Origin of the sequence: Antarctobacter heliothermus (assembly GCF_002237555.1) — a bacterium.
Lineage (GTDB): Bacteria > Pseudomonadota > Alphaproteobacteria > Rhodobacterales > Rhodobacteraceae > Antarctobacter > Antarctobacter heliothermus_B.
Map to the genome: position 1 here is coordinate 1837399 of NZ_CP022540.1, position 13181 is coordinate 1850579.

The following is a 13181-nucleotide window of genomic DNA, read 5'->3' on the forward strand; positions in this document are numbered from 1 at the left end:
TTATCTTTCGCGCAACGAGGCTCAGGGGTAACAACAGTATTTGTGAGAGATCGAACATAATGAGTTTGTTTTCGTTCGAATCTCATCCGCGCAGGCAAAATGCACTCTCCCCGGAGTGTCTGACGTCAGCGCCTATGGGTCCAAACAGGGGGATTTGATAAGAGAGAGTTCTTGGCTCATCGTGACCCCTGAGGAGCGGAAGATGAGACAGACAACCGGAACACGGAAAAGTCCTGGCGAGAAGATCGTCAACGAAATCAAACGGGCGACTCGCAAACATTATTCGTCGGAAGAGAAGATCAGGATCGTGCTGGACGGCCTTGGTGGGTAACCGCGCCATTGGGACCGCCTGCCTGTTTGGCATGACGACGACAAGCTTGAGACTGTCATGTCGGTTGGGGGTGGCGAGGCAAGAGTGACGCAGGTTGCGCAGTGCCATGAGATTAAGCGGCAATAAACTTACGCTTGGTGTCATGACTTCAACAGAGAGGGCCTCTGATCTCCGAATGTCAGGGCGCTGTTTTTCCGGTAGATCCGCCTGTGGAGCAGGCATCGGTCGCTCGCTGAATTGCGACTTCGAGGCGGGCGCAGTTTGCAATTTGATAGCACGATTGATTCCGCTGCGCTGGCGATGCTGATCCGCGTGGTGGGCGTCACACATGATCGGCCCCGGCGCTGGAGTGCATGTGTAGGGGGCGTCGTCGAAGCCAGGTGGCGCCATTTCGAGCCCGATACGGGCATCTGGACTGTGCGGTCACGCAGCAACAAAGAGGACGCCGGGCGCATGAAGTCCGACCGCCCTTACTCACTGCGGCTGCCAGATCGGCACTTTCGGCAGTTGGCCAACCCATCTGCCGAGTTCGTTTTTGAGAGCCCAGCGACGCGCGGTCATTTCTCGCCGAATGCACTCATGAAGAGTCTCAAGTGTTTTGATGCGAGTCTGACCAACCACGGGTTCCGAAACGCGATCAAAGAGTTTTGCCGTCGCGCCGAGCCGCCGTTTTTTGATCACGTCGCCGATGCATTTTGTGACCATGCCCTGAATGGAACAGATGCGAGCTACAGGTGCATGGACACATCTGAGGGCAGGGCGGCTCTTGCCGAACTGCTGTCAGTTTCATTACCCAATCGCAATGCTGATGTCTGAAAAGCGCGCTGGCAAGATTGAAGTGGCTGTAATCGGCCATGTTGGTCGCCCAAAATCAATCTGGAGTTTGAAAGGCCTTCGGGGAACTTCGACCTTTTCATCCGTTTGAACGTTCTTCAAAAAAAATATTTAGGGCGGGGACCTCCGTCCAGCAGTGACGACAGTGAGTCATGCTCCACGACGGGCGTCGAGGCTGGAGTTTTTCAGCAACTCGCTAGGTCTGATAAAGCAACATTTCTTTACATAATCGCCTTCAGATCATTCCGTTCAAGACGCGAAAGGATCCGCACGCAGGGCCACAAGATCACCAGATAGATCAGCGCTGCCAAAACCAACGGCGTGGAATCAAAAGTCACGCCCTGTGCGATCCGCGCGCTGCGCAACAACTCTGCAATAGCAACGACAGAGGCGAGAGAGGTGGCCTTGAACAACTCGATCGAGTTGCTCAGCAATGGCGGCAACACATTGCGCAGAGCTTGCGGCAGAACGACGTAAATCATTGTCGACGCGCCGCTTAGTCCAGTTGAGCGCGCCGCTTCGGTCTGCCCTTTGGGGATCGACAGGATGCCGGCTCGAATGATCTCGGCAAAATAGCTGGACCCATTCAACGTCATGGCTAGCGCAAAGGCCGGCACTTCGGGCAGGCGCAGCCCCAGAAACGGCAAGGCGTAAAAAACAAAGATTATCAGCACCAGCGGCGGAAACGACCGGAAGAAATCGATGTAGACAAAGGTTAGCAGCCGCACCGGGCGCGCCCCTTTGGCCGCGACGATGCCGACCAGCAATCCGGCCAAAAAGGCAAGCGGCAGGATGATCGCCCCCAGCCACAGCGTGGTTATCAGGCCGTACTTCAGATACGGCACTGCCTGTGAAATCGCGTCTAGACTAAACATGCGTTATCTCACCACTGAATAGCGGGCTTCAATCCTACGGCTGAGTAGAACAAGCGGAAAGAACAGGGCTACATAGAGAATGGCCACCAGCGTCAACGGCGTCGGATTGGCATATAGGGCCTGTTGGCTAGACGCCTGATTCAACATCTCGGACACCGAAATGACAGAGGCCAGCGCCGTGTTCTTGGTGATGTTGATCATCTTGTTGGTCAACGGCGGAATGACCATCTGCACGGCTTGAAGCAAGACAATGCTGCCCAGCGTCTGGGTAAAGGTCAGGCCAGTCGAACGCCCCGCCTCCCATTGTCCTTGGTCGACGGCGATGATCCCGGACCAGATGATTTCTTCGGCAAAGGCGGCCATGACCAGTGACAAGACCAGAACGACCGCAACAAATCCCGACAGTCGGATGCCGATTTCAGGCAGCGCGAAATAGACGACGATCAGCAGGACCAGCGCGGGAATGGACCGCAGCACATCAGCAAAAATAATGATCGCCAGATTGACCAGCCGGATGTGAAAGGCACGCAGGCAGGCCAGCAACAGCCCCAGCGCAAGCCCGAAAACGATGGTCAACGCTGCAATGATAAGCGTCGTCACAAGCCCCTTCAAAAGAAAGGGAAATGATTTGACGATAATGTCCCAGTCGAAGAAGTATTGCAGGATGGCATTCATCAGCCGCTCTCCGATCCGGCACGAAAACTACGCAAAAAATCGGCAAGGCGCGGGTTCGTGCTGTCGCGAAAGATGTGGTCGGGCGGTCCTTGGTCTACGATACGGCCTTGGTCCATGAACACGATCCGGTCTGCCACATCACGGGCAAAGGCCATTTCGTGGGTGACGACGACCATGGTCTTGCCGTCATCGCTCAGCTTGCGCATCACCGACAGGACTTCGGCTACCAATTCAGGATCCAGCGCCGAGGTCGGTTCGTCGAACAGGAACAGCTTGGGTTCCAGAGCCATCGACCGGGCGATCCCGACCCGCTGTTGCTGGCCGCCCGAAAGCTGCATCGGCCTCGCGCAATAACGCCCCTCCAGCCCGACCTGATCCAATGCGGCGCGCGCCCGTCGGGCGGCTTCGCCGCGCGGCAGTTTCAGGACTTTGCGCAGCGCAAGCGCGACATTCGCTTCGGCGCTGAGATGCGGGTAAAGATTGAACGCCTGAAACACCATGCCGATCTGGCGGCGCATCCCATTCAGGTCACGGCGCGCGGCAGTCACATCGGCACCATCTAGAAAGATAGCCCCCTGCGTGGGCTCTTCTAGCCGATTGATGCAGCGCAACAGGGTGGATTTGCCCGACCCCGAAGGCCCGATCAACGCCACAAGTTCGCCGCGCCGCACCGAGAGGTCGATGCCCTTGAGCACTGCGGTCTTTCCAAAGCTCTTGTGCAGTCCTCGGATTTCCAACAGAGGGGCGGCCCCGGTTTCTACCGGAGCCACCACAGGTTGCGTCGATGCCATCACTTGCAATCCGGCACATGAAACGTAGCGTCATAGCCTTTGAACCCGACGGGGCCGAAACCAGCGTAGACCTTCATGATTGAGTTGACCGGCTCCGGGTATTCGCCAAACCACTTTTCGTGCAGTTCATGCATCGTGCCATCAAGCTTCATGCATTCCATCGCGACCTCGATGGTATTGCGCAATTCCACATCTACAGGACGCACAGCATAGGCGATATCCTTGTCGGTGTAGATCCGAGCAACGACTTTGAGCTTCTTGTTGTTCTTAGCCGCATGCTGCGCCACGAACATGTTGACGATATCGGCATCGGCGCGGCCGGTCACAACCGCCTGCATCGCATCGGTGTCCTTGTCGTAACGCTGAACGGTGAACCCGTATTTTTCAGCATTGGCCGTCGCCCAGATGTCTGTCTGGCTGCCATTGTTGGTTGCCAATATCTTGCCGTTCAGATCTTCGGGGCTGGCAATGGTGTCGTTGCTTTCGGCCGCAACCAAAGCCAGGCCGCTGGTCAGGTAGCCTTCGGTGAACAGCAGTTCGTCGGCACGGGTTTCGGTGATCTGCATCGGTGCCACAATCATGTCATAGCGTTCGGCGAATAGCCCGGCAAAGATCGCCGAAAAGTTCACGTCGATCACTTCGACACCGTCGCGACCGATGCGCTTGGCGATCTCTTCGGCGACATCAATCGAAAAGCCCGATGTGTCGCCCGACGCGCTGCGCATGGCCCAGGGCGCATAGCCGACATCTGCTGCAACCCGCAGCGGTTCGGCCGATGCTGCCCCCGGAAGCGCCAGCAGCGGTGCCACAACCGCGCCGATCAGCGCCATAGTGCGCATGATGTTGAGTCCACTCGTTTGCATATCAAGCTCCTTGAATGTGCTTGCATTTGATTTTCGGATTGCCCTAAGTTGTACGGACAACCGTATCTCTGCACAGTTCACTTCGATAGACAAGGATTATCTAAATGGCATCTTCAAACCTTCGTTGCGCCTTTCTTGGTATGGGAGCGGCCGGTTCAGGGCTTGCCATCGAAACCGTACGACGGGGCGGAACGATCTCTGGCTGGCACGATCCGAACACCGAAATCGCTGATGCTGTCGCCTTTCGTGGAGGTCTTGCTTACGAAGGTATCGTTGGACGTGGCGCGATCAGCCTGCCCCCTGCCGCCGAGAACTCTTCCGAAGCGGTGCGCGATGCGGATATCGTGTTTGTTTCTTGCACGGCGGACAAACACGCCGACCTGGCAAAGGCCGTCGCTCCAGCGTTGACCGCCGAACAACTTGTTGTCCTGCATTGCGGCTATGTAGGTGGAACCAAGGTGTTTGGCGATATCGTAGCGGCCAATGGCGGAGCCCCGGCGCGGCTGTTTGAACTGAACAACACATTACACCTTGCAGGCAAGATCTCCCCCTCGACGTTTGTCGCACGCAGCACCAAGAAGTGGCTTGAAATTTCAGGAAAATCTGAAGACACGGAGGGTTCGACCTATCGCGCTATGATGCAGATGTTCCCCGAGTTCGAATACTCTGAAAACATCCTGCTCAACGGTTTGAACAATCCAAATTTCATCGGCCATGTACCGGCTTATGTCGGGAATGCGGTGCTGCATGACCGTGATCTTGGCGAGATGACCACCGGAATTCTGCATTTCCACGAGGCCCGGATGGGCCGCGTCAACCTGCTGTGCGCCGCGGTCGAGGCCGAACGTGATGCCTTGATTTCGGGGCTGGGTTTGAAGCCCCTGCCGACCCGCGAATTTGACCGCCGCGCTTACCCTGCAGGCAGCCGCCTGGAGGGCGGGATTGCCCGCTTTGGACCCAAGGTACAGAAACGCTATGTCACCGAAGACTTGCCCTGCGCCTTGGTGCCGATGGAAAGCATCGGACGTCATTTCGGCATTGAAACACCATTGATTAGTGGTTTGATTAATATGGTTAATATCTTTGAGGGGGTTGATTTCAGAAAGCACGGCAGAAACGTCGAGATGCTGTCTGCCAAATGGCTGGAAAGTTTCTGCGCCCGCGCCTAAAAAATCGGCCGCCATGCTTGGTAATTGTGCGCGTTGGCAAGCGCCTGGAGGGGGAACGGACGAATGAGCGGCATGCCTTTATACCTGAGCCTGCAAAACGAGATCCTGGCGGCCATAGCCCGAGGCGAATATGTTGCCGGAGATCTCTTGCCGACCGAACAGGAATACTGCGAACGATTTGGTGTCAGCCGGGCGACGGTACGAAAGGCGCTGCAAAACCTGTCGACCGATGGACGGGTGGTGCGCAAACACGGGATTGGCACCTATGTCCATTCGTCCGAGCAGCCCGGTCAGTCGGTAAAGTTTCGCGGCTTTCTGGAGGATGTGCTGGTGCATGATCCGGAAAACAGGTTCCACCGCGTATACAAGCGGGAATGCCGGTTTCCAGAGGCCATTCTGGATCTGTTTGGCGATAACGCTGTGCCTGAAGGATCGGTCAGCCTGTCGACCGTCAGCCGCCGGGGGCAGACGATCATGGCAGGTCTGATTCATCTGCCCGCGCCCTCTTGTGACCATGATACCGAGGCGGCCTATGCAACCAGCGAACAGCCGACAGTCGTGATGCTGCGCAAGGCGGGCATCTACATCGCGCGCGGCCAGCAACGAATTCAGCCGATCATTGTTGAACAGGACATCGCTACCCTACTGGGGGTTTCGGTGGGCATTCCACTGCTGCGCGCCACACGGGTCTATTTCGACATCAAGGGCCGCGCTGTGGCTGTCATCCAGACCACCTATCACCCAACCAACCACGAAATGGTCATCGACCTGCTGCCAAGGTAGGGCGACTGATTTTCGGAAACTGGAAAGAGAACTTATGACGCACGACATGGATCTGGTCATCCGCAATGCACATTGCGCCACGGCTTGCATGACTTTCGATTGCGATATTGGCGTCAAGGACGGCGTGATCCGCCAATTGGGCGGCAAGATGTCCAGCCCCGATGAGATCGACGCCAACGGTCGCTGGGTGCTGCCGGGCGGGATCGACAGCCATGTCCATTTTGATCAACGCAAGACCCATGGCGGGCAGAATGCCGATGACTTCTATACCGGCACCGTTTCTGCCGCCTGTGGTGGCACGACAACGGTGATCCCCTTTGCGGCCCAACACCGGACCCAGTCGGTGAAATGGGCGATTGAAGAATATCACGCCCGTGCCACCGGCAATGCAGTGATCGACTATAACTTTCACCTGATCCTGTCCGATCCGGCGCACCCTGACTTTACCGAAGAACTGTCCGAGGTTTGTGACGCCGGGATAAAATCGCTGAAGGTGTTCACGACCTATCCGGCAATCCGACTGGACGACGACGCACTGCTGGATATCTTTAACAAGGCCAAACTGCATGGCTGTCTGGTCATGGTGCATTGCGAAAACAGCGGTATCATCGATTTTGTGACCCAGCGGCTGCTCGATCAGGACATGACCGCGCCGAAATACCATCTGGCATCGCGTCCAGCCATCGCCGAGGCCGAAGCTGTGATGCGCATCTGCGCGATTGCTGAATTGTTCAACGTGCCGACGATGATCGTGCACGTCTCATCCGGACGGTCGCTAAAGATCATCGATATGGCCCGTGACAACGGGGCCACGATCTTTGCTGAAACCTGCACCCAATATCTGACGCTGCCGCAGTCCTTGCTAGATCAGCCCGATCAGGAAGGCGCCAAGGGCATTTGTAGCCCGCCGTTGCGCAGCGCTGCGGAATCCGAGGCCTTGTGGCAGGCCGTCTGTGACGGCACGCTTGACGTAGTATCCTCTGACCACAGTCCCTATCGTTTTGACGAAACCGGGAAATTCGCACATGGGCGCGACGTGCCATTCACCCGTATTTCCAACGGATTGCCGGGCGTAGAGCTGCGGATGCCACTGTTTTTCACCCATGCCGTCCAGACCGGCCGGATCGACATCAACCGCTTTGTCGCCCTAACCTCGGCGAATGCGGCGGAAATCTATGGGCTGTCGGGGCGCAAGGGCACGATTGCCGTGGGTGCTGACGCCGATCTGTGCATCTGGGACGATGACTATCGCTGGACGATCAACAACGACCGGATGCACCACAATGTCGATTTCACCCCCTACGAAGGCATGGAAGTCACCGCATGGCCTGCCGTCACGCTCAGCCGTGGGCGCGTTGTGGCCCGTTATCACGATTTTACCGGTACCCGCGGCGACGGGCAATTCCTTGTCGCAGATGCCGCCCTTACTCGCCACGAAATGACTGCAACTCAGAAAGAACTTAACGCGTTCGGGTTGCGCCTATCCCCGCGCCAGTAGCTCCTCACTTTACTCTACGGACTGAGAACCTACCGCCAAGCAGATCGCTTCAAAGCCGCCGTCGCGCAGCCGGGCATCCAACTGCTCGCAATTGCGAGGACGGCGAGCCACCTCCAGCATCCGGCGTTGGATTTTAATGGCCTTCTCCGTGTTGTGGAGAGTTTCAGCGATCTGCAGGATGCGTTCGCCGTGACCTGAGACCCGTTTTCTCGACCATTTTGAGGTGGAATCCGTCCCAATGTGCTCTGTAACCCAACGTTGGACAGCCATAGGCTGGCATTTCCCAGCTTTTTAACGATGACGGGCTGGTGGCGGCATCGGGAAAGCGCTTGGCGAACTGTACGTTGTATCCGATCGCACAGTGAGGTCTGACTCCGTTGTCGTGGTGACGTCGATCCTCCAGCTTTTCGTGGGCGTCCGTAAGGCATATGAACCGGTGTGCTTAAAGGCATTCCGACCGTTGCTTGCTGTTGAATGCTTCGATGAAGTCGTTGTCCGTGGGTTTTCCGGGTCGTGAAAAGTCCAGCGTGACCGGGTTGGTGTAGGCCCAAAGATCCAGATCGCGCGAAATGAACTCGCTGCCCTTGTCGACCCTGCTCGTATTTGGACAGCCGATCGTCCCACAGACCCGCGCGAGCGTCTTCCGGATCTCCGCCTTGATAGCTGACGCGCGAATCGGCCGCCGGGCAGAGCCGGGGATGTGTATCGACGATGGACAGAATGCGGAGCTTCTTTTCCAGGGCAGGCTGGTCGTGAACGAAATCCCTCCTGCACACGCAATGCATATGCTGTCGGGCAAGATATCGCCCAGACGTCGTTCGGCCCAGTGGACTCCTGACTGTCGTCTGATGCTTTGTCTACTCCCGGCGCTTCGGGTGCTTGTTCCTAAGCTGCAGGCACAACTCGTTGTAAATCCAGCGGGTCTTCTTGGCATTGATCTCCCAACCAAGGAATTGTTGTGGAAAACTCCAGCTAAAATCGAGGACGTTTCCGGGGGTCACATCAGGGCAGAGCAGGGGTCAGTCAACAAATGGTTCGACTTGAAGCGTCTGGCCCGGAATTACCATGTCGCACTTCGGTGGGATGACCGCGATCCCCCTTGCCTGCGCTAAGGGCGACATGGATGCAGAGGCGCCTTGCCCAAGGCGTATCAGCACCGGACGTCCTACGCTATCACGCTCTGACCAAGTGACTGGCACATATTCACGCCGCCCGGTCCTGCGCCGATAAGTAAAGCCCGCAACAGCGGGCAGCCAAGTATCCGGCTTTTCCAAAAGACCAGCCATCCGTCGCAGCGCTGGCCGCGCGATCTGCGCAAAGGTGATCGCGGCGGCATAGGGGTTGCCGGGTAGGCCGACATAAAGCGTTTGACCAAGCCGGCCGATGGTCAGCGGCTTGCCCGGGCGGATGGCGACCTTGAGCACGTCGAGTTCCGCAGCCTCCGCCCGCAGCGCATCCAGAATATGATCTTCTTCGCCCGCCGAAACACCGCCCGAGGAAATCACGACGTCATTTGTCTGCGCGGCATGGCGAATGGCTTTGCGGATGCTGGCGGGGTCGTCCGGCCGGATGCCGAGGTCGGTCAGGTTGACCCACGGTAGCCCGGACAGCGTTGTCCCCAGAAGCACGCGGTTGGAGTTGTAAATTTGTCCCGGCCCTAGGCCGCTGCCCGGCTCGGATAGTTCGTTTCCGGTGGACAGTATAGCCACGCGCACCCGGGGGCGGACAGCAACGGACGCCACGCCACAGCCCGCGAGCAGCGCAAGTCGGGGCGGCGTCAGCGTCAGCCCGGCGGCCAGAGCCGGTGCGCCTTGGGCCACATCCTCTCCTCGGCGACGGATGTTTTGACCCAACTTTGGGCGTTCCGTCAGCGATATCATACCCCCGGTGCTTACGACTTGTTCCTGCATCACGATGGCATCGGCCCCGAAGGGCACCGGTGCGCCGGTGAAAATACGCGCCGCCGAACCCGCAGCAAGTGAAAGGGCGCGCGCGTCGCCCGCCGCAATCCGGGCCACCACAGGCAGATGCCACGGGCCGTTCCCAGTCAGGTCGACAAGGCGCACGGCATAGCCATCCATGGCGGAATTGTCGAAGGGCGGCAGCGCAGATGTCGACACGACAGGCGCAGCGCTCACACGACCAACCGCCTTACCGAGGGCGAGCATCTCGTGGCCTACCACCGGACAGGCGGCGGCAATGGCGCGCAGTCGCGCAGCATCAACCGACAAGGTCGGGCTGGATTTTCCAGCCGAACAGGAAACAGCCGCTGTCATGTCATCTCCTCTCAGAAAACCCGCCCCCGAAAAACGGGGGCGGGTCATCGTTCCAAATGACTTACAGCATGATTTCCTTCGACTTGAAGGTAATCCCCGCAGTCTCATGCGTTGCGTTCGACACCTTGCGAATGTCACCCCAGCAGTGTTTGTAGTCTGGCAAGACCAGCTCGTTCACCCCCGGGTTGACCACGTTGCCTTGGCTGCCCGCAGGTGAACCAAAGACCATGGCGACCTGGTTGCGCTTAGACGATGGCGTTGGATAGACCATGCCCTGTGTCACACCGTTGTCGTTGATGATCTCGATCAGATCGCCTGGATTCAAATCCATTTCCACCATGTCATCGGGGTTCATCTCGATGAACGGATAGGGGAAGCGGTCCTGAACGAACTCGTTCTTCTGATCGAGGAACTGGTTCTGCCAGAAGATGTTGGCCCGAACGTTGTTGATCCAGAACTTGTGAGCGGCTTGTTCACGGGCCTTGCCCGCCGCCTGCCAGCCGCGCCAGCCCGCCGCACAGAACAACGCCTTATTGTCGTCGCGGCCATGCCGGTCGAACGTGCCGTCGGCATAGAGCCGTTTGGTTCCGACCAGCGCACCATTCTCGTAACCGACAACCGGTTCCTGCACCCCGTTGTTGCCCATGGCCCGAAGGCGGTCGTAGGTCACTTCCGGATGGCCGGTATTGTAGCCGTCCATAAAGGCGTCTTCCTCGGTCTGCCAGTCATATCCCTTGAACTGGTCAGCATAGGCATCGTGGCCCATATCGCGCAGCACGCGTTCCATGTTCCAAGCCATTTCCGCCGCGATCAGGCAGTCCGGCTTGGAGTTGCCATAGGGGTCCATGTACTTTTCAGACAGGCGCAGGCGCCGCTCTCCGTTCATCGAGGTGAGGTTCATCTCATTCGATTCACAGGCAGGCAGGATCACATGTGCGTTCTGGCCGATCTGGCTGTGGATGATATCCACGTCCACCACGAACAGGCCTCCTGCATTGATTGCGGCCACGATCGCATCGACCATCTGTTCGCGGGTGCCCCCGGCCGCAGCGTCAATCGCATCCTTGACCATGTCAGAGCGGCGTTTGTGAACGCGCTTGAATTCTGCGGCATTCAGGGTGGTTTTGTAATGGTCGCAGGCCCAAATGTGATGCACACCGCCCAGACCCCGGATCAGGAATTGGTCGATATACTCTGCCGGACGACCGACATGCGCATCGGACGGACGATAATAGCCCTCCTGATGCCCCCCCAGACGACAGACACCACCACCTTCGCGGCCAACATTGCCTGTCGCAATGGCGATGTTCACCAGCGCGCCAATGGTGCGGTAGTTGTCATTGCCCCAGATGATGCCCTTTTCGTAGCAGGTCACGCATTTGCGGCGGCTGCCATCGTCATGCGGCATCGCAACCCATTCAGCGGCCTTTTGGATATCAGAAGCCGATACGCCACAGATCTCTGCTGCCTCATCAAGCGAGGTCCGGCAAGTTTGCATGGCGTAGTCGAGGCTGCCAAGGCCTGCGGGATGTGCGCTATCTTGGGCAACGGCTTCGCCGCCTTGGAAGGTCGAGTTTGCGACAAAGTCGGAATCCGTCCAGCCCTGATCTACGATGTACGTCAGAATGGCGTTAAACAGCGCCATATCCGTGCCTTCGTTGATCGCCAGATGCAGGACGTTCTCGGGTCCAGCATATTGCTCCGAGGAATGAACCGTCAAAGTGCGACGCGGATCGACAACAACCATTTTCGCGCCGCCCTGCAGGCCCGGCACCATGTGGTTGAGATAGAGATTGGTCTGGGTCTCCATCGAGTTGGCGCCGACCATGAAGATCGTGTCGGTCAACACATAATCCTCATAGGCATAGTTCAACTCGTCAATACCCATGTCGCGCGTTGAGTGGACCTCGGAATTATAGGCCGGTCGATTGTGGATACGGCAGTTCTTGATCTTCATGCTCTCGAAGTAGAGCTTGCCGGTGCCCCAAGTGTTTTCGTATCCGCCGGCAGATCCGCCGTGATCGAACATCGAGACGACAAGATCGTCCTCGGACCCTTCGGTCACCACACGCGCCGTGACCCGGGTGACGAGATCCATCGCATCATCCCACGATGTAGGCTGCCAGACGCCGTTCCGCCAAACCATCGGATCCGACAGACGCTGCTGCTGCGTCCCGGTCACTTTCGAGGGGCGGTTTTCAGCCATACGCGCACCACGGATCGAACCGAGGCCAGAGTTTACGACGCAATCCACATCCGGTTTGACCACCAGATGCACGTCTTTGCCGTCCTGTCTGACAACATTATACATCGACGGCGCATACCACGCCTCGGTGTCCTGATACTGCTGTTCACTCAGATCGATGCCAAACTTGTTCTCGCCCGGGGCGGTGCCGCCCTGCTTATGCAGTGGCCAAGTGTAAGCCTTGTAGCCACAACCGACGATGCAGTAGTGGCAGGTCACGTTGTGTTCCTTGGCGTCTGCGGGAATGATCGGCAGACGGTCGATATGTCTTTTGTAAGCCATGTATCCCTCTCCCTTAAAGCACGTTCGACAGACGACCGTAGATCAACTCGTCGACCCCGTTCGCATAGATGTCGCCCGCGTCATCGACGCTCAGCAGAAATTGTGGCAGATTGTTGGTGGCATGGCCCCAGATCTGCTGGCCGCCGTTTTCGCAGTCAAAGCGGGAATGGTGGCCAGGGCAGTTGAGGCTCTTGTCCTCGGCCGAGTAGCTCATCATCCAGCCCTTGTGCGGGCAAAGCACGGAAAAGGCCACGATATCGCCATCCGGACCAACACCCCCTTCGACGGCTTCGCCTAACTTAAGCAGGACGCCCAAGCTTTCCTCGTCGGGATAGGCGATGTCCATCGGTTCGTTCACCGTCAAATCCGCGATATTGGCAAGACGGTTAGTCGGCATTTCGACACGCGCCAGCGCGCGCGCCTTGGCTTGCTCTGGCGTCATGACCGTTGTCGCAACAGCGCCTGCCGTCGCCATCATGCCGCCTCTTAGAAACTGTCGACGCCCTGCATCGACCAATCGGTTACACTTCATTGGCTGGTATCCTCCCTAGCTCATCAA

13 protein-coding genes and 1 pseudogene are annotated in these 13181 nt (G+C 57.8%); 5 read left to right on the forward strand and 9 right to left on the reverse strand.

Annotation, left to right across the window (positions count from 1 at the left end; translation table 11 throughout):
* Positions 1-202 precede the first annotated feature (202 nt).
* Together ANTHELSMS3_RS26325 and ANTHELSMS3_RS08690 are read left to right on the forward strand one after the other, a co-directional pair.
* Positions 203-331: a hypothetical protein gene (locus ANTHELSMS3_RS26325; RefSeq protein WP_302630588.1), complete on the forward strand. Its 129-nt coding sequence runs from the start codon at positions 203-205 to the stop codon at positions 329-331.
* Between the two features lie 261 nt (positions 332-592).
* The gene (locus tag ANTHELSMS3_RS08690) at positions 593-1147 is read left to right on the forward strand and encodes a hypothetical protein (RefSeq protein WP_094034525.1); all 555 of its coding nucleotides are present in this window, start codon (positions 593-595) and stop codon (positions 1145-1147) included.
* A 239-nt stretch (positions 1148-1386) separates the two neighbouring features.
* Here ANTHELSMS3_RS08690 and ANTHELSMS3_RS08695 read toward each other — a convergent pair whose 3' ends face one another.
* From ANTHELSMS3_RS08695 to ANTHELSMS3_RS08710, 4 genes are read right to left on the reverse strand one after another with little or no spacing between them, the layout of a single operon-like run.
* Positions 1387-2040, reverse strand: coding sequence for an amino acid ABC transporter permease (locus ANTHELSMS3_RS08695; RefSeq protein ID WP_094034526.1), 654 nt, complete (start codon positions 2038-2040; stop codon positions 1387-1389).
* 3 nt (positions 2041-2043) lie between these two features.
* On the reverse strand, positions 2044-2715 hold the full coding sequence (locus ANTHELSMS3_RS08700) for an amino acid ABC transporter permease (protein ID WP_094034527.1): 672 nt from the start codon (positions 2713-2715) through the stop codon (positions 2044-2046).
* Positions 2715-3506, reverse strand: coding sequence for an amino acid ABC transporter ATP-binding protein (locus ANTHELSMS3_RS08705; RefSeq protein ID WP_094034528.1), 792 nt, complete (start codon positions 3504-3506; stop codon positions 2715-2717). The genes ANTHELSMS3_RS08700 and ANTHELSMS3_RS08705 overlap by 1 nt, the downstream gene beginning before the upstream one ends.
* The gene (locus tag ANTHELSMS3_RS08710) at positions 3506-4369 is read right to left on the reverse strand and encodes a transporter substrate-binding domain-containing protein (protein ID WP_094034529.1); all 864 of its coding nucleotides are present in this window, start codon (positions 4367-4369) and stop codon (positions 3506-3508) included. The genes ANTHELSMS3_RS08705 and ANTHELSMS3_RS08710 overlap by 1 nt, the downstream gene beginning before the upstream one ends.
* A 140-nt stretch (positions 4370-4509) precedes the next feature.
* Between ANTHELSMS3_RS08710 and ANTHELSMS3_RS08715 the strand changes: the two genes are divergently transcribed.
* The 3 genes from ANTHELSMS3_RS08715 to hydA all read left to right on the forward strand — a co-directional run bounded on the left by ANTHELSMS3_RS08715 (position 4510) and on the right by hydA (position 7819).
* Positions 4510-5538 carry an NAD/NADP octopine/nopaline dehydrogenase family protein gene (locus ANTHELSMS3_RS08715; RefSeq protein WP_254694918.1) on the forward strand — a complete coding sequence of 343 codons (1029 nt, stop codon included), beginning with the start codon at positions 4510-4512 and terminating at the stop codon, positions 5536-5538.
* A 63-nt stretch (positions 5539-5601) separates the two neighbouring features.
* Entirely contained in the window at positions 5602-6321 is a 720-nt protein-coding gene (locus tag ANTHELSMS3_RS08720; protein WP_094034531.1) for a GntR family transcriptional regulator, read from the forward strand.
* A 34-nt stretch (positions 6322-6355) separates the two neighbouring features.
* Positions 6356-7819: a dihydropyrimidinase gene (gene hydA / locus ANTHELSMS3_RS08725; protein ID WP_094034532.1), complete on the forward strand. Its 1464-nt coding sequence runs from the start codon at positions 6356-6358 to the stop codon at positions 7817-7819.
* A 9-nt stretch (positions 7820-7828) separates the two neighbouring features.
* Here hydA and ANTHELSMS3_RS08730 read toward each other — a convergent pair whose 3' ends face one another.
* From ANTHELSMS3_RS08730 to ANTHELSMS3_RS08745, 5 genes and pseudogenes are all read right to left on the reverse strand, one after another.
* On the reverse strand, positions 7829-8089 hold the full coding sequence (locus ANTHELSMS3_RS08730; RefSeq protein ID WP_094034533.1) for a hypothetical protein: 261 nt from the start codon (positions 8087-8089) through the stop codon (positions 7829-7831).
* 70 nt (positions 8090-8159) lie between these two features.
* Positions 8160-8766 (reverse strand): annotated as a pseudogene (locus tag ANTHELSMS3_RS26600) (integrase core domain-containing protein); the annotation flags it as partial.
* 72 nt (positions 8767-8838) lie between these two features.
* Entirely contained in the window at positions 8839-10095 is a 1257-nt protein-coding gene (locus tag ANTHELSMS3_RS08735) for a molybdopterin molybdotransferase MoeA (RefSeq protein WP_198319914.1), read from the reverse strand.
* Between the two features lie 61 nt (positions 10096-10156).
* Positions 10157-12622, reverse strand: a complete 2466-nt coding sequence (locus ANTHELSMS3_RS08740; protein WP_094034535.1) for an arsenate reductase (azurin) large subunit — start codon at positions 12620-12622, stop codon at positions 10157-10159.
* 13 nt (positions 12623-12635) lie between these two features.
* Complete coding sequence (locus tag ANTHELSMS3_RS08745) at positions 12636-13100, reverse strand: arsenate reductase (azurin) small subunit (protein ID WP_254694887.1); 465 nt, start codon at positions 13098-13100, stop codon at positions 12636-12638.
* Between the last annotated feature and the right edge of the window lie 81 nt (positions 13101-13181).

Coding starts and splice junctions, on each gene's coding strand:
- ANTHELSMS3_RS08735 (WP_198319914.1), bottom strand. CDS start 10,095: ATGACAGCGGCTGTTTCCTGTTCGGCTGGAAAATCCAGCCCGACCTTG.
- ANTHELSMS3_RS08715 (WP_254694918.1), top strand. CDS start 4,510: ATGGGAGCGGCCGGTTCAGGGCTTGCCATCGAAACCGTACGACGGGGC.
- ANTHELSMS3_RS08705 (WP_094034528.1), bottom strand. CDS start 3,506: ATGGCATCGACGCAACCTGTGGTGGCTCCGGTAGAAACCGGGGCCGCC.
- hydA (WP_094034532.1), top strand. CDS start 6,356: ATGACGCACGACATGGATCTGGTCATCCGCAATGCACATTGCGCCACG.
- ANTHELSMS3_RS08720 (WP_094034531.1), top strand. CDS start 5,602: ATGAGCGGCATGCCTTTATACCTGAGCCTGCAAAACGAGATCCTGGCG.
- ANTHELSMS3_RS08700 (WP_094034527.1), bottom strand. CDS start 2,715: ATGAATGCCATCCTGCAATACTTCTTCGACTGGGACATTATCGTCAAA.
- ANTHELSMS3_RS08730 (WP_094034533.1), bottom strand. CDS start 8,089: ATGGCTGTCCAACGTTGGGTTACAGAGCACATTGGGACGGATTCCACC.
- ANTHELSMS3_RS08745 (WP_254694887.1), bottom strand. CDS start 13,100: ATGATGGCGACGGCAGGCGCTGTTGCGACAACGGTCATGACGCCAGAG.
- ANTHELSMS3_RS08740 (WP_094034535.1), bottom strand. CDS start 12,622: ATGGCTTACAAAAGACATATCGACCGTCTGCCGATCATTCCCGCAGAC.
- ANTHELSMS3_RS08695 (WP_094034526.1), bottom strand. CDS start 2,040: ATGTTTAGTCTAGACGCGATTTCACAGGCAGTGCCGTATCTGAAGTAC.
- ANTHELSMS3_RS08710 (WP_094034529.1), bottom strand. CDS start 4,369: ATGCAAACGAGTGGACTCAACATCATGCGCACTATGGCGCTGATCGGC.
- ANTHELSMS3_RS26325 (WP_302630588.1), top strand. CDS start 203: ATGAGACAGACAACCGGAACACGGAAAAGTCCTGGCGAGAAGATCGTC.